Source organism: Ignavibacteriales bacterium, from assembly GCA_016709155.1.
Classification (GTDB): domain Bacteria; phylum Bacteroidota; class Ignavibacteria; order Ignavibacteriales; family Ignavibacteriaceae; genus JADJEI01.
This window is the reverse complement of the sequence record JADJEI010000014.1, coordinates 73,454-93,016: the sequence shown is the minus strand read 5'-3', so window position 1 is coordinate 93,016 and position 19,563 is coordinate 73,454. Positions and strand designations below refer to the sequence as shown.

At 34.1% G+C, this 19,563-nt stretch carries 20 protein-coding genes and 3 pseudogenes; 20 read left to right on the top strand and 3 right to left on the bottom strand.

From position 1 onward, the window contains the following. Positions 1 to 399 precede the first annotated feature (399 nt). The 6 genes and pseudogenes from IPH11_19160 (at position 400) to IPH11_19135 (ending at position 5,341) form a co-directional block, all read left to right on the top strand. Entirely contained in the window at positions 400 to 606 is a 207-nt protein-coding gene (locus IPH11_19160) for a hypothetical protein (GenBank protein MBK6915671.1), read from the top strand. 129 nt (positions 607 to 735) lie between these two features. Then, positions 736 to 1,608, top strand: coding sequence for a 4-hydroxy-tetrahydrodipicolinate synthase (locus IPH11_19155; GenBank protein ID MBK6915670.1), 873 nt, complete (start codon positions 736 to 738; stop codon positions 1,606 to 1,608). Between the two features lie 19 nt (positions 1,609 to 1,627). Then, positions 1,628 to 2,288, top strand: a pseudogene (locus IPH11_19150) (4-hydroxy-tetrahydrodipicolinate reductase). Positions 2,289 to 2,296: 8 nt separating this feature from the next. Further along, positions 2,297 to 2,998 (top strand): 2,3,4,5-tetrahydropyridine-2,6-dicarboxylate N-acetyltransferase, encoded by a 702-nt coding sequence (gene dapD / locus IPH11_19145; GenBank protein ID MBK6915669.1) that lies wholly within the window; start codon positions 2,297 to 2,299, stop codon positions 2,996 to 2,998. After that, on the top strand, positions 2,995 to 4,197 hold the full coding sequence (locus IPH11_19140; GenBank protein ID MBK6915668.1) for an aspartate kinase: 1,203 nt from the start codon (positions 2,995 to 2,997) through the stop codon (positions 4,195 to 4,197). The genes dapD and IPH11_19140 overlap by 4 nt, the downstream gene beginning before the upstream one ends. A gap of 16 nt (positions 4,198 to 4,213) precedes the next feature. Continuing rightward, positions 4,214 to 5,341, top strand: a pseudogene (locus IPH11_19135) (amidohydrolase). Positions 5,342 to 5,881: 540 nt separating this feature from the next. Here IPH11_19135 and IPH11_19130 read toward each other — a convergent pair. Together IPH11_19130 and IPH11_19125 are read right to left on the bottom strand one after the other, a co-directional pair. Then, positions 5,882 to 6,151: a hypothetical protein gene (locus tag IPH11_19130; protein MBK6915667.1), complete on the bottom strand. Its 270-nt coding sequence runs from the start codon at positions 6,149 to 6,151 to the stop codon at positions 5,882 to 5,884. 65 nt (positions 6,152 to 6,216) lie between these two features. After that, positions 6,217 to 7,887, bottom strand: coding sequence for a DUF814 domain-containing protein (locus IPH11_19125; GenBank protein MBK6915666.1), 1,671 nt, complete (start codon positions 7,885 to 7,887; stop codon positions 6,217 to 6,219). Positions 7,888 to 8,011: 124 nt separating this feature from the next. On the opposite strand from IPH11_19125, the pseudogene IPH11_19120 reads away from it, so the two are divergent. The 14 genes and pseudogenes from IPH11_19120 to IPH11_19055 all read left to right on the top strand — a co-directional run bounded on the left by IPH11_19120 (position 8,012) and on the right by IPH11_19055 (position 18,595). Further along, positions 8,012 to 9,273 (top strand): annotated as a pseudogene (locus IPH11_19120) (MFS transporter). Positions 9,274 to 9,332: 59 nt separating this feature from the next. Continuing rightward, positions 9,333 to 10,097 (top strand): PASTA domain-containing protein, encoded by a 765-nt coding sequence (locus IPH11_19115; protein ID MBK6915665.1) that lies wholly within the window; start codon positions 9,333 to 9,335, stop codon positions 10,095 to 10,097. Then, positions 10,097 to 10,753, top strand: coding sequence for a ribulose-phosphate 3-epimerase (locus tag IPH11_19110; protein MBK6915664.1), 657 nt, complete (start codon positions 10,097 to 10,099; stop codon positions 10,751 to 10,753). The genes IPH11_19115 and IPH11_19110 overlap by 1 nt, the downstream gene beginning before the upstream one ends. Before the next feature lie 77 nt (positions 10,754 to 10,830). Then, entirely contained in the window at positions 10,831 to 11,166 is a 336-nt protein-coding gene (locus IPH11_19105) for a dihydropteroate synthase (protein ID MBK6915663.1), read from the top strand. After that, complete coding sequence (folP, locus tag IPH11_19100) at positions 11,100 to 11,693, top strand: dihydropteroate synthase (GenBank protein MBK6915662.1); 594 nt, start codon at positions 11,100 to 11,102, stop codon at positions 11,691 to 11,693. Before IPH11_19105 ends, folP begins: the two co-directional genes overlap by 67 nt. Beyond that, complete coding sequence (locus IPH11_19095) at positions 11,686 to 12,504, top strand: TIGR00159 family protein (GenBank protein MBK6915661.1); 819 nt, start codon at positions 11,686 to 11,688, stop codon at positions 12,502 to 12,504. The genes folP and IPH11_19095 overlap by 8 nt, the downstream gene beginning before the upstream one ends. Further along, entirely contained in the window at positions 12,479 to 13,099 is a 621-nt protein-coding gene (locus tag IPH11_19090) for a glycosyltransferase family 2 protein (protein ID MBK6915660.1), read from the top strand. Before IPH11_19095 ends, IPH11_19090 begins: the two co-directional genes overlap by 26 nt. A 51-nt stretch (positions 13,100 to 13,150) precedes the next feature. After that, entirely contained in the window at positions 13,151 to 13,621 is a 471-nt protein-coding gene (locus IPH11_19085; GenBank protein MBK6915659.1) for a CHAD domain-containing protein, read from the top strand. A gap of 1 nt (position 13,622) precedes the next feature. Beyond that, entirely contained in the window at positions 13,623 to 14,300 is a 678-nt protein-coding gene (locus tag IPH11_19080; GenBank protein MBK6915658.1) for a metal-dependent hydrolase, read from the top strand. An 86-nt stretch (positions 14,301 to 14,386) separates the two neighbouring features. Further along, the gene (locus IPH11_19075; GenBank protein MBK6915657.1) at positions 14,387 to 15,172 is read left to right on the top strand and encodes a ParA family protein; all 786 of its coding nucleotides are present in this window, start codon (positions 14,387 to 14,389) and stop codon (positions 15,170 to 15,172) included. A gap of 1 nt (position 15,173) precedes the next feature. Continuing rightward, positions 15,174 to 16,109 carry a ParB/RepB/Spo0J family partition protein gene (locus IPH11_19070; protein MBK6915656.1) on the top strand — a complete coding sequence of 312 codons (936 nt, stop codon included), beginning with the start codon at positions 15,174 to 15,176 and terminating at the stop codon, positions 16,107 to 16,109. An 8-nt stretch (positions 16,110 to 16,117) separates the two neighbouring features. Beyond that, positions 16,118 to 16,690: a hypothetical protein gene (locus tag IPH11_19065; protein ID MBK6915655.1), complete on the top strand. Its 573-nt coding sequence runs from the start codon at positions 16,118 to 16,120 to the stop codon at positions 16,688 to 16,690. 7 nt (positions 16,691 to 16,697) lie between these two features. Further along, positions 16,698 to 17,417, top strand: coding sequence for a hypothetical protein (locus IPH11_19060; GenBank protein ID MBK6915654.1), 720 nt, complete (start codon positions 16,698 to 16,700; stop codon positions 17,415 to 17,417). Continuing rightward, positions 17,414 to 18,595, top strand: a complete 1,182-nt coding sequence (locus IPH11_19055) for an acetylornithine/succinylornithine family transaminase (GenBank protein ID MBK6915653.1) — start codon at positions 17,414 to 17,416, stop codon at positions 18,593 to 18,595. Before IPH11_19060 ends, IPH11_19055 begins: the two co-directional genes overlap by 4 nt. Positions 18,596 to 18,622: 27 nt before the next feature. Here the strand turns inward: IPH11_19055 and IPH11_19050 are convergent, their stop codons facing one another. Then, a complete protein-coding gene (locus IPH11_19050; GenBank protein ID MBK6915652.1) occupies positions 18,623 to 19,552 on the bottom strand; it encodes a hypothetical protein in 930 nt (309 codons plus the stop codon). Positions 19,553 to 19,563: the final 11 nt, after the last annotated feature.

The following is a 19,563-nucleotide window of genomic DNA, read 5'->3' as shown; positions in this document are numbered from 1 at the left end:
TGGTTTTTGTAATTTTTCTTACAGTAGTTGAAGAAAATTACATCGCAAATTTAGAAATTTTATCCATCGTTCCAAAAATCTACATTTTGCTAATATTAACTTTCTGAAATTTAATTCTATTATGAGAAATTCTGTTTCGATTTGGAATTATTTCACTAATCTCGGACAATTATTTATTTGACTATGAATGATTTCAAAATTTCTTGTCAATAAATAAATGGTATGATAGTTGTAACAGTCAATTAAAAATACAGGTGCTAAATGAATTTCTTAGAGTTAATAATAAGTTCAGTCACATTGCTTCTAACATTTAGAATCCTTAAAAGTGTTATTAAATCTTTTAAGGCTAGAAAAGAATTAAACAATTTATTTATGAAATATTAAAATCGGAGTAATGCAATGTTAGCCATCAAATCATTATCAAAGAAATATTTCCAAAAATATCGCCAGGAACAAATTGGAAACGGGATCATAAATCCTTTAGGCTTTTTACCATTCATGTCTTTCGAGAAAAGGATGAAAATTTATAATGGACTCACAATCTCAGCATTGATGTTAGTTGGGTTTACTATACTTATTTTGCTGCTAAAATCTTTAGAAGGATAATCGCGATTTAAGGAGGGACTTTTTTTTCTTAATTAATAAATAGCTACTTTATGTTAACCATTCAATTAGGCTAATCTTCTGAACTTTGATATTTTTAAATAAAATTAAAATTTTTATTTAGGAAGTAAAATGTTCAAAGGAGTTGGCACCGCCTTAATTACCCCATTCAATCAAGATCTTTCGGTTGATTATAATTCAATAAGAAAAATAGTTGACTTTCAAATTGCAAATAAAATTGATGCGCTTGTTGTGCTTGGTACGACCGGAGAGTCTCCAGTAATTGATGACGATGAGCGAAAAAAAATTTTAGAAACTGTTCTTGATGCCAATCAGAATAGAGTCCCCGTAATTCTGGGTACGGGTAGTAATAATACTAAACATGTCGTTGAGCAAAATAAATTAGCCGAACATTTCAATCTTGATGGTGTACTGATAGTTAATCCATATTATAATAAAGGAACACAGCGAAGTTTAATAGAACATTACAAATACATTTCTGAACGTACTTCACTTAAAATAATTTTATATAATGTCCCATCCCGCACAGGAATGAATATTCTTCCAGAAACTGCGGTGAAAATCCACGAAGCTTGTAAAAACGTTGTAGCAATAAAAGAAGCGAGTGGAAATATTTCGCAAATAGCTCATCTGATTTCTATCAAACCAGATTCTTTAGAGGTGCTTTCAGGAAATGATGACCAAACATTGCCGATTATGGCTCTTGGCGGGGTAGGGGTCATTTCTGTATTCTCAAATCCTTTTCCAGGACAGATGAAAGAGATCGTAAACGCCTTATTGAATCATGATTTAATCACTGCACAAAAATTAAATAATCAATATCTTGCGATGATGAATAAACTATTTATCGAAACTTCACCTTCACCGGTAAAATATGTAATGAGCAAATTGGGTTTGTGCAATAATGTACTTCGACTTCCATTAGCTAAAACCACTCAGTCCAGCGAAGCAATTTTGGATAAAGAATTATTAAACTTTCAGTAATTCAACTATGAATAAGAAAATAAAATATGGTTTAATTGGAGCTTCTGGAAAACTTGGAAAAGAAGTTCACAGTGTGTTTTCAGAAAATGGGCATCAACTTGTTTTTGCATTTGATATAGATGGCGAATGGAAAGAAGGTACACCGGAATTATTAATTGATTGCTCTTTACCGGAAGTTTTTACAAAAAGTATTGACTATCTTTGTAAGTTTGAAGTCCCATTTATAATCGCAACAACAGGGCTTTCAAATGAGGAGATTAAAACTTTAAAGACATTGTCACTTCAATATCCGATTGTTCAAAGTTATAATTACTCTATTGGTGTTCAAGTAATGCTTCGTCTAATTAAGCAAGCCAAAAATTATCTTAATGATTGGGATATTGAAATCACGGAAACTCATCACCGATTTAAAAAAGATAAGCCTTCCGGCACTGCAAAAATGATTCAGGCATTATTCGATCCTAAAAAAATAAATACTTCTTCTCTAAGGTTAGGTAATGTTGCCGGAGAACATGAAATTCAATTTGGTTCATTGGGGGGAGGTACTTAAGATTTCTCACTCGGCACTTTCAAGGCGAACTTTTGCTGAAGGTATTTTAAAATCCGTTGAATTTATTATGGATAAAAAACGGGGCTTTTATACTTTTGAAGAAATTCTATTTAACGAAAAATATGATTAAAAATAATTATGGATTCATTCGAAATAATTAAATACATAGCAGATTCGAAAAAGAAAACTCCCATCAAAGTTTTTTTGCAGGGTAATCTTGCTAACATAAATTTTGAAGCATTAGATTTTTATGGAAATTCCGAAAGTGGAGTACTTTTTTGTGAATATTCTGAGTTTGAATCATTTATAAAAAAAAATAATTCGATAATTTTAAAGCATCGAATTGAAATTGACCGCCGCAACTCAGCAATTCCCTTGGCAGATTTGACAAAATACAATGCGCGAATTGAGCCCGGTGCTGTGATAAGAGATCTAGTCGAAATAGGAGATAACTGTGTGATCATGATGGGGGCGGTATTAAATATTGGCGCTGTTATTGGCGAACGAACAATGATTGATATGAATGTCGTTGTTGGCGGCAGAGCAGTAGTTGGTAAAAATTGTCACATAGGTGCAGGCACTGTATTAGCCGGCGTAATCGAACCGCCAAGCGCTGATCCAGTAATCATTGAAGATGATGTATTGATTGGAGCAAACGCAGTTATCCTTGAAGGAGTTAAAGTTGGAAAGGGGGCAGTTGTCGCGGCTGGTTCGGTTGTAGTAAAAAACGTTGAGCCTTATCAGGTGGTTGTTGGTGTTCCGGCAAAAGTTATTAAAAATGTTGATGATAAAACTCGCAGTAAAACCCAATTGATAGAAGAGTTAAGAAAATTATCATGAGCATCATTGTTCAAAAGTATGGCGGAAGCAGCGTATCGGATGTTGATAAATTAAAAAAAATTGCTTCGATGGTTGCAGCGGTTAAACATCAGGGGCTTGATGTGGTTGTTGTTGTTTCTGCAATGGGTAAGACTACCAACCAGCTTATTGATATGGCGAAGTCTTTTTCAGCTTCGCCTGATAAACGTGAACTTGATATGCTTCTGAGTACCGGCGAAAGAATTACAATGGCGATGCTTTGTATTGCGTTAAATGATTTGGGTATAAAAGCAATCTCACTCACCGGTTCACAATCAGGGATAATTACAAATGACAGATACAATGATGCAAGAGTAATTGAGATTCGTCCTTTCCGGGTGCAGGATGAATTGGCAAAAGGAAAAGTAGTTGTGATTGGCGGATTTCAAGGAGTAAGTTATCGGCGTGATATTACTACGCTTGGCAGAGGCGGGTCTGATACTTCGGCAGTTGCAATGGCTGCTGCTTTGAATGCTGAGCGCTGTGAGATTTATTCTGATGTTGATGGTGTTTACTCTGCTGATCCAAATGTTGTGAAGGATGCGAAACATCTTCCTGAACTATCTTATCAACAAATACAGGAAATGTCTGAGGCTGGGGCAAAGGTTTTGAATGCACAGGCAATTCAATTCGCTAAAGAATCTAAAATAGCAATCTATGCAAGAAGCACTTTTGATGATAGAAAAGAAACTGTTATTAGAAAATTGGAAAGTGATAATAAAAATGATGTTATCGGTATCGTTCACGAACAGGATATTATTCGCGTGACTATTAAATTTGACGAAACAATAAATTCAACAAATGAGATTTCTGTTCTCATCAGCCAATTAGATTTTCCAATTAAAGAATTTAATTATTTAAAAGATGAAACTCTCAACATCTCTAAATATTCTTTCCTGATTTCAAAAAGTAATATTCATAATTGGAAAAATATCGAAGCTCATCTTAACAAAACCTTTGGCGATAGAATTTCTATTGACGAACATCTCGCAGCAGTTTCACTGATTGGCGAAGGATTTAGTCGTGAGAGTAGAATAATTGTTGAGACTTTAAAGCTTCTTTCAGAAAATAATATTTCCATATTTGGAGTTTCAACCACTTCCTTCCGTATCTCTTTATTGATTAATAAAGATCTGCTAAATAAAACTATTCAGTTGCTTCACGAGCATTGGGTTAAATAATTTCTGATGAACATGACTGCTCTTACTCCCTATTCAGCTTCGGCATCAACTACATAAAAATCCTGAAATAGCTTACCAGGAATTTCAAACTACCGGGTTAATTATAAACAGTATTCAAGCTGTTGACAAAAACAAACGATTAAAATTACATACCCCTTTTGCCACAGGTGCTTTGGTTGAATATAAAGTCAATGAGGGCGAATTCATTTTATTCCGCGCTGACATTGATGCTTTACCGATTAAAGAGCAGACGAATATTTCTTTTAAATCTGAAAATGATTTTATGCACGCCTGCGGTCACGATGTTCACACTTCAATTCTTTATTCTTTCATTGAAGCGGTATTACGAATTGAACCTGATCAAAATATTTGATTCCTGTTTCAGCCTGCAGAAGAAAGCGGGGGAGGGGCAATGAAGTTTTATCAAACAGGAATTTTTAATCAATTCAAAATAAAAAATGCATTTGCACTTCACGTGACTGATGAATATTCTTTCGGAACGATTGCTTCTTCACCAGGTGTTCTGTTTGCTTCTGCGCTCGAAATTGATATTGATTTTATCGGGGTGAGTGCACACGTAGCATTTCCAAAAGAAGGGAAAAATGCTTTCAATTCGATGAGATTATTCCTTGATAAGGTTGATAGTATTTCAAAAGAAATTGACGAGCCATTTATTTTTGGAATTGGAAAAATAACCTCCGGCTTTGTTAGAAATATTGCACCAGGTGATGCACGAATTGAAGGTTCAATCAGAGCATTAAGTGAAAAAGCTGCGCTCGCATTCTGTGATAAATTAAATTCAACTTTAAATGAAGTAAAAATTTCCACCGGTGTTGATTTCAAATTAACTAAAGGCGCACATTATCCTGAAGTAATAATTGATCAATCGCTTTTTAAGTTTCTCAGTAATTCGCTTTCAACTAAATATGAATTTATAAACTGCGGTTACAAAATGACCGGCGAGGATTTTGGTTTCTTCTCGAAAAAATTTCCTTCTTTCATGTTTTGGCTTGGTACATCAAAAGGGGAGAGGTTCGGTTTACACAATCCTCATTTCCTTCCACCGGATGAAATAGTTGAAACAGGCAGTAACATCTTCCTCGAAATTCTTTCTTCAATCCAATCAGTCAAATCTCACGGCTAATCTTTTAGAATTACGCACCTAAGCTTTTTCCTTTCTTCAATCTCATTCACTCATTAGATGAATTCAGGTTGATTGCCAATGTTCAATATTGGTATGCTCGATCTACTAAAAACGAAGAATTTGATTAGTTTGAGAATTATTGAATGTCTCATGGAGCTTCATCAATGATTCATGGAGACTGCGGAATGCTTCATGGAGCGTCATGAATGATCCATGAAGGTTGCGGGATGGTTCATGGAGCTCCATGAATGATCCATGAAGGTTGATGAATAGTTCATGGAGCTTCATGAATGATTCATGGAGACTGCGGAATGGTTCATGGGGCGTCATGAATGGCTCATGCGTCTCCATGAGGGTCTCAATAATCGCATAAAAGTTCAAATAACGCTAATTTTTGCAGGTTTTAATAATTTCAGCAGTTTTGTTAATCGAGACTTCTGAAAAATTCCAAATGTCATTCCCGTGAAAACGGGAATCTATTGATTTCTTCCTGGATTCCCACTTTGGGACAAGACTTGAATTTTCAGAAGTCTCAATATACTAACTACTCCACTTAACGCCATCTGCATCTATCATTCTTGAAAGTGAAAAACCGATTACTAAAATGAATGCTATTACGAGCACTAAGCTGATCACCATAAAAATTAATGTTGCTTGTGCCCAGGATTTTTTACTTGGGTGGGTGTCTGTTCCCACTGCCCAAACAATAAGCATGATGAAGCCGACTAATGGAATAGCCGTCACTATGAAAGTTACAACCCAATCGCCGATAGTTATGGGTTGATATTGTCTTTGTGTTAGTCCCGGCATTTGTTGATTAAACTGATCCATTGTACCTCCGATTTAAATTAAACGATAAATTTTGATGAATAATTTTATTCTTTTTCAACATACTCCGCATCTGCAGGTATTGCAGGCTTAACTAATAAAACATCCTCCTTGAGTAAATGAACAGTGCCGGCAGGAAATCCTTTTTTCTTTACGACATATTTTTTTAGAGTGAAGGAGACAGGCGCAAGCCCGGATGTTTTAGCTTTACTATGATACGCCGCAAGTGCAGCGGCAGATTTTAGAATATTTTTTGGTACTGCTTCCTTAGAATTCTCAACTCGTAAGACTACATGAGAGCCGGAAACAGAGCGCGCATGAAACCAATAATCATTCTGCTTAGCAAAGCGGGTGGTAAGCAAGTCGTTGTTCTCGCTGTCCTTTCCTACAAATACATGATATTTATTCTGAATAATATAATGTTTGAATTTAATCTTCAGATCATCGGCTGATTGCTCTTTTGATTGTGTTTCTTTTATTCCAAGTTCTTTCATTATGTTTTTTAATTCTTCAGAAGATTTAGATTCAATAGTTTTCTTTTTAAGCAATTGAAATTTATGAAAATCCAACTCACATTGTTTGAGCAGCAGCCGTGATTTTTCCAATCCGATCCGCTCACTTTTAGCTTTGTGAAAATATAAATCAGCATTTTTTTGCGGACTTAGTTTTGTATCCAATTTAATATTGAGCGGTGTATCCATATTATAAATATCAACTAATGTAATTTCCTTTACCCCCGCTTTAATTTTGTTAAGGTTAATCAGAAGCAAATTGGCAATTTTATTGTATTCATCCTCCTTACTTTCTCTTTCAACAATAATTTTAAGGTTATCTATTTTCTTATATAATCGCAGTAATTCTTTATCTAAATGTTTAAGTATAATTTTTTCAGAAGAGGCTTTGCTCTCAATCGAATATCTATTTGAAATAAAATAATTGAATGCCTCGATAAGGCTATCGAATAATTTAATTTTCGTAGAAGGGAAAATGTGAAACGATTCAACCGCAAGGTGAATGCTTCCTTCATCTTCATCAACAAAAACGGCAGGGTGTTTAATAAATATTTCCGTCAATAGAGAACGAAGGTTCATAGTATTCCGCTCAAGATTTCGGTACGAGAGTTCAGTAATGATTTCTTTGCTGATGATCGGATATTGTTTCCTTAAAACATCAACAGAAAATTTCTCATCTATTTTTATATTCTCTAAAAGATTTTTGGAGTGAATAAAATTCTTCCCTGCTAATTCTTCTTTTACTTGTTGTTGAATTTCTTCATCTAACTTTTTGAAGAAAGAAATATTTTTATTATGATCAATACAACAAACGTTTGTGTACTTCCCCCTAATTAAAAAATAAAATCCGCCATGTGTTGTTGAAAGTCGAATAATCCTATCATCATCAGCTATCGAAATTGAATTAACAGTGACAGGAAAATATTCCGAAAAAAAATTAGTGGTATTCTTTTTAGATTTTGAAAAAGTTTTTCGCAAATTGACGAAAGGAAATCCGGGATTAGTAGAAAACTCGAGAGAAATATTATCATCACCTTTTGCAAAAGAAAATATCAGCTTATCCTTATCTTGAGTAAAAGATTCCATCAGAGTTGATCCGCTTATCAACCCATTTAATTCAATTGCTAACCGATTGAGAATAAAATAATTTTTATACATCTTAACAACAGAATTAAACAAATCAGTAAAGAAATCAAAATCTATCAATGATTGGAAATACCTCGAGGGTTACACTTATTTTAAGCTATCAATTAACAGTCCATTTATTGGTAGATAGATACCACTTTAATATATTTGACTTCAAAATTTAGCTAAGAGGTTTTAATTGAATATATCGGCAAAGTTCGACTATCTGAAAAAGGGGTTTCATCCATCATTTTGGGTTGCAAACGGAATGGAACTTTTCGAGCGGCTGGCTTATTACGGGCAGCAAATTGTTTTCATGATTTACATGCGAAACAATCTCGGATTTTCTGAAGCAGAAGCCGGGCAGCTTTCGGGAATGTTTGGCGGATTACTTTATCTGCTACCGATACTTGGCGGCACATTAGCAGATAAATGGGGATTCCGGCGCGCTTTTAATGTGGCGTTTACAATTTTAGGGTTGGGATATTTTTTAATTGGTTCAGTTGGTATGAGTGCATTCGATAGCGTTTACAGCGGCTTTGATCAGTATTGGCTTTTGATGGCATTTTTAATTTTTACTGCTTTCGGCGGATCATTTATCAAACCATCAGTACTTGGAACAGTTGCCGCAACAAGCAGCAAGGGGACAAAATCACTCGGCTTTGCTATTTACTACTGGCTTGTTAACGCCGGGGCAATGATTGGACCAACGCTGGCATATTTTGTTCGCGATAGTTTTGGAAATCAATTTGTTTATGTTGTTTCATCCATAAGCTGCTTTGCAATGCTGGTGGTAAATCTGCTTCTATACAAAGATGTTAAAGATGAAAAGAACGAAGTGGTTGAATCCCTAGGGAAAAAAATTACAAACCTATTTGTTGTGCTTGGCAATTTTAAGTTTATGATTTTCCTTTTGATATACTCACTGTACTGGATAATCTTCTGGCAGGAATTTATAATTGTACCATACTATATCACGGATTATATCAATGCCGATGCACCTTACGAGATTATACAATCGTGGGCGGGGCGGGGGCAATAATTCTTTTGCAAATACCCATCAACCGCTTGACTAAAAATCTACCCACAAGAAAAGCAATTCTTTGGGGTTTTGCTCTATCATCATTAATATGGATTATCATTGGAATTTATCCAAGCATTCCGACAATAGCAGCAGGAATAGTAGCATTTGCAATTGGCGAAATGGTTCAGGCTCCGCGATACTACGAATATATTTCAGAGATTGCGCCAGCGGGTCAGCAAGGATTATTTCAGGGCTATGCTTTCCTGCCTATTGCGATTGCAAGATTTGTCGGTGATCCATTTGGCGGATGGATTTATCAAACATCGAAAGCTGCCGGCAAACCCGAAATGATTTGGTTTTCCTTAATCGGAATTGGAGTGCTTGCAACAATACTAATGTGGTTATATAATTTCTTCGTTGCGAGACAGGAGAAGGCAATTTGATTTTCTAATTACACAAATTAAATGCAATGGTCTGTTAAAATTATTTTAATTTTGAATTGATGAAAAAAATCGTTAAAAAATCATTTGTTAAAAAAACACTGATCGCTCTTGGGCTAATTATTATTGGCATATTATTACTTGACTATCTAATTATGCCGTGGTATGTAAGCTCGCCTGAAACAAGTGTACCGAATGTATTAGGATTAAAAGAGGCAGCCGCAATTGAAAAACTTGAGGACGCAGATTTCAAAGTGCTGATTGCCGACACTTCCTTTTCTGATAAATACAAGGCAGGGTTAGTATTTTTACAAAAGCCAAATGCCGGAAGCATCGTAAAAGAAGGAAGATTGATCTATCTTTTTGTGAGCGGGGGAGAACCTGAAGTTAATGTCCCAAGATTAATCGGCAGATCAATTCGTGATGCTAAATTTGCACTTGAAAAAATTGGACTAAAACATGGGGTGGTGGATGAAATAAGTTCCACAAATCCTAAAGAAATGATTTTTGATCAGCAGTTCGCCGAGGGCACGCCGCTCAAACGAGGCTCATCAGTTAATATAACAATCAGTGCGGGAAATGTTGATGGGCAAATTGAAGTGCCCGATCTTATTGGAAAATCATTAACTGAGGCTACAATGATTTTACGAGATAGTTCTTTAGTAGTTGGTAAAATAAATTATCAAAGGTCATTTTCTCTTTTGCCAAATACTGTGCTTGATCAATATCCAAGCAAAGGAAATAAATTGAATCAGGGTGATAAAGTTGATTTGTTTGTAACCAAGGCTTCCGAATCCGGTTCGGGAGATGAAATTAAGGAAGAGTAATGGCAATATTAGCGCCTTCAATACTTTCGGCTGACCTCTCAAATCTTTCTCAACAAATTCGTCTGGTTGAAATGGGCGGGGCAGACTGGATTCATTGCGATATTATGGATGGACATTTCGTACCAAACATTACCTTTGGACCGATCCTTGTCGAAGCGGTTAAAAAATCTACCCACCTTCCGGTTGATGTTCATTTGATGATTGAAAACCCGGATAAATTTATTCCTGATTTTATTAATGCCGGCGCTAATTATGTATCTGTGCATTTCGAAGAAGTCAAACATCTTAATCGTACAATTAATTATATTAAATCGCTTGGAGCAAAAGCAGGTGTGGTTGTTAATCCTTCAACTCCAATCCATTTTATAAAGAATATAGCCGAGTACATTGATCTTCTTTTAATTATGACGGTCAATCCGGGATTTGGCGGGCAGTCATTTATTCCAAATTCAAATAGAAGAATTAAAGAAGCTGTTGAATTAAGAAAAAATATGAATGCAAAATATCTGATTGAGATTGATGGAGGGGTGTCAAATAAAACTATTGTTGATGCCCGGAATGCTGGTGCAGAAGTTTTTGTAGCTGGTTCTTCAATTTTTCACTCTGAAAATATTACTGCTTCAGCCATCGAACTGAAGAATCTTATTTCACAATAGTCTTTGTTGATTATTTTTTTTAGAACTGTGTCGTTTACATTTTCAAAAAATGTGATACCTTTTATTTTTATTATAAAATGATTACCCAGGAAGAAATTATTCCAAAAAAATATTTGTTCGGTAAAAGAGAGTTTGATTTCAGATTTCCTTTTGTGATGGGAATCTTAAACGTAACTCCGGATTCTTTTTCAGATGGAGGAAAATATTTGTCAAAAGCTGACGCTCTTTCTCATGCCTCTGAAATGATAAATGTCGGGGTTGATATTATTGACATAGGCGGCGAATCAAGCAGACCAGGTTCAGAATTTATTTCTGCTGAAGAAGAATTAAATAGAGTCTTGCCGGTATTAAAGGAATCAAAAAAGAATTTCCTTCATCAATCATTTCAGTTGATACCACCAAATATGAAGTAGCAGTTGAAGCTTTAAAGAGTGGCGCAGAAATTATTAATGATATAAGCGGGCTTACATTTGATGAGCGAATAGCAGACGCTGTAGCTGAATATAATGCTGGATTGATTTTAATGCATATTAAAGGAACGCCAAAGAACATGCAGGTTAATCCTGAATACAAAGATATAATCTCAGAAATTAAATCTTTTTTTTATACTCAAATAAATAAAGCTGAGATTAAAGGTGTGGATAAAATCATCATTGATCCGGGAATTGGCTTTGGGAAAAAGTATAATGATAATTTTTTAATCTTAAACCGGTTAAAGGAATTTTGTGAAATTAAATATCCATTAATGATCGGTGTTTCGAGAAAATCTTTTATCGGGAATGAACTTACTCTTGATGTGACAGAGCGGGATATTCCGAGTGCAATATTGGAAACAGCATCTATTCAGTCCGGTGCAAGAATAATTCGCACGCATAACTATAAAAATGGAATTTACATCAGAAGATTAATGCGCAAAATAATAATGCAAAATAATGTTTGAACTTTTTAAAATAGGATTTCTTACAGTTACATTCTCTGATCTGATAGATATCAGTATTGTTTCTTTTATTATTTACAAACTTTATACATTATTAAGAGGAACAATTGCAGCCCAGATTTTTATCGGCTTGATGATAGTACTTTTCTTATCATTCATTTCCCAGGCAGCAAACCTTAAAGCCGTAAGCTGGTTGTTAAAACTTGTCACAGATATTTGGGTGATTGCCTTTCTAATATTATTCCAGCCGGAAATAAGGAGGCTGTTAGTTTTTGTAGCGCGAAATCCATTTTTTAAATTATTTATAAAAAATGAATCTGAAGAATCAGCAAACATAATTGCTGAGGCAGCTTTCGAATTGTCACAAAAACAACATGGGGCTCTTATAGTGGTAATAAAATCAAGCGGCATCAGAGGTTTTGCTGAAACCGGAGAAATTATTAATGCACGGCTCACAAAATCTTTATTAACTTCTATTTTTTATCCGCGATCTCCAATGCACGATGGGGCAGTGATAGTTAAAAATGATATTATTGAAGCCGCAAAGTGTATTCTCCCCCTTTCTACTTCAACACAGCTAAATGGAGAATCACTTGGGACACGTCATCGTGCAGGGTTAGGAATCAGTGAACAAGCGGATGTAATTAGTGTTATTGTATCGGAAGAAACAGGCGGTATTTCAGTTGCTGAAAATGGCTACCTCACCCGAGGTCTTTCAAAAGATGCTTTGCGAAAAATTTTATCTAAGGCTATTAAACCGCCTTCTGTGAAAGGATGGAGAACTGTTCTTGAACAATATTTACAACAAAAATGAAACTTGTGCAATTATTCCTTTTTACAATGAAGTAAATTCAATTGATAAAATAATTGATGAAACTCTTGAATATTGCAATTATATTTTTGCTGTTAACGATGGTTCGACAGATGGATCTGAAAATAGAATTAAATTAAAAAATAATGTCAAAATTATTTCACACCGGAAAAATATTGGAAAAGGCAAAGCACTTCGAAGCGGGTTTGAAGAAGTAATAAATTCTAATTTTAAATTCGTTGTCACACTTGATGCTGATCTTCAACATTCACCCAAGTGCATTCCTGAATTGATTAACAGTTTGTCGAATAATGATTTTGTGATAGGCAATAGGTTAAATGATTTAAATAATATGCCGCTTCAAAGAATTATGAGTAATAGAATGACATCATTTTTACTCTCCCAAAAAACAGGCTGCAAAATTCTTGATAGTCAATCAGGTTTTCGTGCATTTAGAATTGAGGCGCTAAGAAAAATTCTGCCGACAAAAAATGGTTTTGAAGCAGAAAGTGAAATGATAGTTCATGCAGCTCGAAATAATTTACGGATTGGTTTCACTTGTATTCCTACTATTTATGGCGATGAAAAAGTAAGATGAAATCAGTTCAGGCAATCGTTGGTTTCATCAAAGTACTTTTTATGTAGAAACATGAAAAAGAAATTCAAATGGGAAATTGATGGATTGGATAAAAGCGTTTCATTAATTTCTGCAGGTAAAAAATCACTATCAGCGAGAATAACAGCGCTGCTTGATTCTATTAAAATTTATTTCGAAAAATCTTCTGAAGATAATTTACATCAAGTCAGAATTTCATTACGAAGAGTTAGATATAATCTTGAATTGTTCTATTCTTGTTTTGATGAAAGAATATTTATTAAGTTTTATAAACGTATCGTTAGACTACAAGATTTAACCGGTGAGGTGAGAGATATTGACATAATGAAAGTAAATTTATTGCAGGGCAAAGATTTTTCTGATGCAAATTTTAAGAAGATAATTAATAAGTTTGAATTGAAAAGAAAAGTTTTATTGGAAAAAATGAATATCACTTTGTTCAGGTTCACATTCAGTAAAACATTAAAAGAATTTTTAAAACAATTAGATCAAAGAGGAGGATAAATTGAAACTAAGATATTTCTCTCATTCGGCTTTCCAAATTACAAATAGTAAAGGAATAGTAATTTTGATAGATCCATTTTTGGATGATAACCCTACCTCTCCGGTAAAATCAGATCAGGTTCGTGCGGACTATATTATTCTTACGCATGCACATGGCGATCACATTGGTGATTCATTTAAAATTGCTAAAAAGAACAATGCACTCATTATTTGTGTTTTTGAGTTAGCTAACTATTGCAGTTCAAAAGGATTGAATACTCATGGAATGCACATAGGGGGAAGTCACGAATTTGATTTCGGACGAATTAAATTTACAATTGCTCATCATGGCGCTGTCACTCCGGATAATACTTATGGAGGTGTTGCGGCTGGAGTGTTAATTACATCCGATGGTAAAACAATTTATCACACAGGTGATACAGGTTTATTTTATGATATGAAACTTATCGGTGAAATGAATAAAATAAATTATATGCTTCTGCCTATCGGGGACAACTTTACTATGGGAATTACTGATGCGATAAAAGCTGTTGAGTTTGTTAAGCCTGATTTTGCGATCCCAATGCATTACAACACTTTCCCTGTTATAACAGCCGATCCTAATAATTTTAAAAACCAAGCTGAAGCAAAAGGAATGAAAGTCAAAATTCTAAATTTTGGCGAAGAGATAGAATTATAGAATCAATTTCTGATATTAAACTTCAAATTATTATTTTATAATCAAATAAATTGAAAATATTAAGAGTACATTAAGCAGAAAATTAAATGGCGAAAGTTATTTCCATAGCAAATCAAAAAGGGGGAGTTGGTAAAACAACTACTTCAATCAACCTTTCTTCAATTGTTGCAGCCGCCGAAAAAAAGACACTGCTGATTGATATAGATCCTCAATCCAATTCGTCCTCCGGTGTTGGAGTTACAAATCACTCGCCTTCGGTTTATGAAGTCTTAATCGGATCACAGAATATTTCCGATGTAATTATAAATACTTATATGCCCTATCTCGACATACTTCCATCAAATATAAACCTGGTCGGTGCCGAAATAGAATTGGTTGATATGGAAAACAGGGAGGGATTACTAAAGCAGGCTGTTGACAAAATTCGTAATGATTATGATTTTATTTTTATTGATTGCCCGCCTTCGCTCGGTTTACTTACTTTAAATTCGTTGAATGCTTCCGATTCTGTTATCATCCCTGTTCAGTGTGAATACTTTGCACTTGAAGGGTTGGGGCAGCTCCTTAACACAATTAATATTGTAAAGCAGCACTTTAATAAAGATCTCGCTATCGAAGGTGTATTGCTTACAATGTTTGATACCAGATTAAGACTATCGCACCAAGTTGCCGAAGAAGTTAGAAAATATTTTGGTAATAAAGTCTTTGAAACTGTGATCCACCGTAACGTAAGGATTTCAGAAGCACCGAGCTTTGGTAAACCTATAATTCTTTATGATGCAATTTCATCCGGAGCAAAAAATTATATGGCATTAGCTTCAGAGCTGCTTGAGAGAAATAAAATAGTAATTAAGAAAAATAATAATGAGTAAAATAAAACTTGGATTAGGCCGGGGTTTAGAGGCATTGATCAATCCTCATAATTTGAATGACAATGCTGAGCAAAGTCCTGATTATAATAATCTTAAAAAGGATGATGGAAAAGAAATAAATATTCTGGCAAAGATTCCGGTTAAAAATATTTCCTCAAATCCATTTCAACCCCGAACAAATTTTGATCCGGTTGCTCTCGATGAATTAAAAAAGTCTATCCTGTCAAATGGACTTATTCAGCCAATCACGGTTAGGCGGAAATCTGACAATCATTATGAATTAATTTCCGGTGAAAGAAGATTAAAAGCGTGTATTGATATTGGATACATTGATATCCCAGCCTATATTATTAAAGTTGATTCCGATGAAGCAATGCTGGCTATGGCATTGATAGAAAATATTCAACGGGAGAAACTTAATGCTATCGAAGTGGCAGCAGCTTATAAAAGATTAATGGATGAATGCCACTTGACACAGGAACAAATTGCTGAAACGGTGGGGAAAGATCGTGCAACTGTTGCAAACACAATCCGATTGTTAAAACTACCAAATAAAATTCAAGAGAGTCTAATTAGTGAAGAAATAACTATGGGGCATGCTCGAGCCTTGATTAATCTTCCTTCAGAAGAATTACAGCTATCTGCCCTCAAAAAAATTATTGAGAATAATTTGTCAGTAAGAAAAGTTGAGCTGTTGGTTAAAAATATTTTTGCTGACGGCAAAATTAGAAAGACTTACAGACCTGGAATAAAATCAAATGTAAATTCCGCAGGTGCATCAGCAATTGAAGATAAACTTATGAAATTATTCGGGACAAAAGTTACCATCCGTCAAAAGGCTGACAACATCGGCGAAGTGATTCTTGAATTTTATTCATTAGAAGATCTCGACAGACTTATTGAGTTGTTTGAGATGATTGAAATTAAGTATAGTTAATTTTCAAGATGCCACTCTTATTTGAGTTTAACGCAGTAAAAATATTTAAATTCATCTCGTATCATTTTAGGCAAAAGGTTAAACTGCCGGATGGTCGAAAAATAGTTTTTCTTTCAGCACTAATTTGTTTTATCTCAATTTTATCACCCAGATCACAGGCACAATCAGACTCTTTAAAAACTGATTCCACACAAGTTCGGTTTGAGATGCAAAAATCACCCTGGGGTGCAGTACTTAGAAGTGCAATCGTTCCTGGGTTAGGACAAATTTATAATGAATCTTATTATAAAGCTCCAATTATTTGGGCACTGGGTGGGTGGTTAATTTATAATTGGGTAAATAATAACAATCTAAAAAATGATTATGCTGAACTTTTCATTCAAACTGGCAACGAAAGTTACAGGTTTTTGCGAACTACTTATCAAGACAGGCGCGATGAATTTGCAATTTATATTGGATTGGTATATCTGCTTAATCTGGTGGATGCCTATGTTGACGCTCATTTATTTGATTTTTCTGTTGACGATTTAAATTCACCCGGCGAATCTGCTTTGCGTTTGTCATTGCGTATTAATTTTTAAATTAGTTATGAAGAACATTGTAACTTGCAAAATATGTAAGGAAGAAAATCCATTTTATAATTTAAGATGTGATGAGTGTAAAGGGTTTTTGCGAGATAAAGTTCCTAATATTGATTTCTGGTCAACAGTTCTAAAATTAATTGATTCTCCAAGTGAAGCATTCAAAACGATCGTTTTTTCAGAGCATAAAAATTTTGTACTGCTCTTAAGTTTTTTCTTCGCTTCAAAGATGATACTGCTAATGCTTTTTATTTCCACATTTGCATTGAGCTATCCTGAAGCAGCAGCTAATCATTTTTTAATTTTTTCTTTGGTTGTATTTATTTCTGTTTTTACCACACTATATATTTTCAGTTGGGGTGTTAAATTTTTACTACATAGATATAGTGTGGAAACGAGAACTAAAGATAATTTTTCAATTTTGGTTTATTCACTTGTTGGGTATGTTTTTTCATTACTAATACTTTTACCAATTGAACTAATATTATTTGGCAGCACACTAATTCAAAATTCACCTTCTCCATTTTTTCTTAAGCCTATTCCAGCTTACTCAATGCTAATTTTTGAATGCCTTTTTATATTATGGAGTTTTTTCTTAATGAATCGAGGATTTTATTTGCAGTCAAAAAGTTTAATCTTTGGTTTAGCAGTAAGTGTACTATTTCATTTGATCGTTTTTTCATTACCCGTTATTGTAATTATTTCTATTCTAAATTCAATTAAATGATTCAAAATATTTTTAATAAAGAAAAGAAAATTTTTCTTAACACATATAAAAGAATACCAATCGAAATTGCTTACGGCGAGGGTGTACATTTAATTGATAAAAATGGTAAACGTTATTTGGATTTCTTTGCAGGCTTAGCAGTCAATTCGCTTGGCTATGCAAATCCTAAAATTATTGGAGCAATAACAGAACAAATCCAAAAATTTGCTCACCTGTCTAATTATTTTATAACTGATGTTCAGGTTGAATTTGGCGAATTACTTCTGAGATATTCCGGCATGAATAAATTGTTTCTCACAAACAGCGGTACGGAAGCGATTGAAACAGCTATGAAAATAATTAGAAAAGTTAAAGGAAGTGAGAAAATTATATATTCACTTTCAAATGGATTTCATGGAAGAACTTATGGGGCTTTGTCAATCACGCAGAGACAGAACTACAGAAAAAATTTTGAACACTTTTTACCAAATATATCACAGATATTCTTTAACAATGTTGATGACCTCCGAAAAAAAATTGATAAAAACACTGCGGCAGTATTTATTGAGTTTCTGCAAGGAGAGGGGGGAATTCATTTCATAAGTAAGGAATTCGCAGACACATTATCTGAATTAAGAACAAAGCACAATTTTATAGTTGTATCAGATTCAATTCAATGTGGAATAGGCAGAACCGGGAAACCATTCTCTCACAATTATTTAGATTTTCATCCAGATATTATTACTGTTGCAAAATCTATTGGAGGGGGATTGCCGCTCGGTGCTGTGCTTGTTAATGAGGGATTACAAAATTGCTTTGAACCTGGAAATCACGGTACAACTTTCGGTGGTAATCCGGTTTCTTGTGCTGCGGGAAAAGTTGTGTTGCAGGAAGTTTTTCAAAATGGTTTAATGGAAAATGCAAGATCGTTGGGACAGTATCTGGCTAATGAATTACAAGAACTAAAAAATTTATTCCCATTAGCAATCAAGGAAATACGAGGAAAAGGTTTAATGATTGGGGTAGAACTTTTTGAAAATGGACAAAAATTTGTTTCTAAATTACTTGAAAAAAATATTTTAATAAACTGTACAAACACCAATGTCTTAAGACTGTTACCTCCGCTCATAATTAGTAAATCCGATGCTGATTTCTTTCTCTACAATTTTCACGAAAGTTTAAAAGAATTTAAGTCTTAAGCCAGTCAACATAGGTGAGATTTTATTTCACTTATCTTTTTCCGCATTTTGGATATAATATGCAATCGCTCCATACCTGATTCCTTTGCTGCTGACTTTAATTTCCCTGATACTCAATTTATTCATCAATTTTGCTAGTATTAAAGTTCCTGCCAAAATAATATCTTCTCGTCCCTTCATTACATTTCCATAATTTAATTTTATTGCTTGTGATTCTAAAAGTGAAAGTTCGATTGCAAAATCAGTTACCTCCTTCGTAGAAAGAAAACTTCCTTCGATTATTTCTTCATCATAATCTTTGATTTTATTTTTTATGCAAGCAAGTGTGGTTGGTGTACCTGCAATTGCAACAGCATTGATCTCAAAATATCTATGTTCTTCAAGTTCATTGAACACTTGGTTTAGATGTAAATTAAATTCATCTATTTGACTGATCGTAGGAGGATTGTTAATTAAATATTTCTCTTTCGCTGATACCGCACCAATTGGAAAACTTTTTCTAAATAAAATTGAATTTTTATTTCCTATGATAACTTCCGTACTGCCACCACCAATATCTATTACAAGACAATCTTTGTGAATATAGCTGCCAGTGATTACACCCAAATAAGACAGCATAGCTTCATGTTCACCAGAAATAATATTAATTGCAAGATGATATTTTTCTTTAATTGCTTTAACAATTTCTGAAGCATTAGAAGCTATCCTAAAAGCATTCGTTGCGGTTGCTAATATTATATCTGAATGAAAATGATTTGCAATAGAAACATAATCGTCTATGATTTTCATTAATTCCAGGATTTTCTCCGGAAGAATTTTTCCACCCGGTTTAAGCCCTGCACCGATTCTGGGCATTCGATATTCGTTAACTAACGGAATTAACTTATTTCTTGAATCAATTTTAGCAATTAACATTAAAACAGTATTCGTACCGATATCAATAGAAGCAATGACCATTTTTTTTAATA

What these genes read in the sequence shown, in the direction of transcription:
- IPH11_19160 (MBK6915671.1), top strand. Translation starts at nt 400, where the DNA reads ATGTTAGCCATCAAATCATTATCAAAGAAATATTTCCAAAAATATCGC.
- IPH11_19155 (MBK6915670.1), top strand. Translation starts at nt 736, where the DNA reads ATGTTCAAAGGAGTTGGCACCGCCTTAATTACCCCATTCAATCAAGAT.
- dapD (MBK6915669.1), top strand. Translation starts at nt 2,297, where the DNA reads ATGGATTCATTCGAAATAATTAAATACATAGCAGATTCGAAAAAGAAA.
- IPH11_19140 (MBK6915668.1), top strand. Translation starts at nt 2,995, where the DNA reads ATGAGCATCATTGTTCAAAAGTATGGCGGAAGCAGCGTATCGGATGTT.
- IPH11_19130 (MBK6915667.1), bottom strand. Translation starts at nt 6,151, where the DNA reads ATGCCGGGACTAACACAAAGACAATATCAACCCATAACTATCGGCGAT.
- IPH11_19115 (MBK6915665.1), top strand. Translation starts at nt 9,333, where the DNA reads ATGAAAAAAATCGTTAAAAAATCATTTGTTAAAAAAACACTGATCGCT.
- IPH11_19110 (MBK6915664.1), top strand. Translation starts at nt 10,097, where the DNA reads ATGGCAATATTAGCGCCTTCAATACTTTCGGCTGACCTCTCAAATCTT.
- IPH11_19105 (MBK6915663.1), top strand. Translation starts at nt 10,831, where the DNA reads ATGATTACCCAGGAAGAAATTATTCCAAAAAAATATTTGTTCGGTAAA.
- IPH11_19095 (MBK6915661.1), top strand. Translation starts at nt 11,686, where the DNA reads ATGTTTGAACTTTTTAAAATAGGATTTCTTACAGTTACATTCTCTGAT.
- IPH11_19085 (MBK6915659.1), top strand. Translation starts at nt 13,151, where the DNA reads ATGAAAAAGAAATTCAAATGGGAAATTGATGGATTGGATAAAAGCGTT.
- IPH11_19075 (MBK6915657.1), top strand. Translation starts at nt 14,387, where the DNA reads ATGGCGAAAGTTATTTCCATAGCAAATCAAAAAGGGGGAGTTGGTAAA.
- IPH11_19065 (MBK6915655.1), top strand. Translation starts at nt 16,118, where the DNA reads ATGCCACTCTTATTTGAGTTTAACGCAGTAAAAATATTTAAATTCATC.
- IPH11_19060 (MBK6915654.1), top strand. Translation starts at nt 16,698, where the DNA reads ATGAAGAACATTGTAACTTGCAAAATATGTAAGGAAGAAAATCCATTT.
- IPH11_19055 (MBK6915653.1), top strand. Translation starts at nt 17,414, where the DNA reads ATGATTCAAAATATTTTTAATAAAGAAAAGAAAATTTTTCTTAACACA.
- IPH11_19050 (MBK6915652.1), bottom strand. Translation starts at nt 19,552, where the DNA reads ATGGTCATTGCTTCTATTGATATCGGTACGAATACTGTTTTAATGTTA.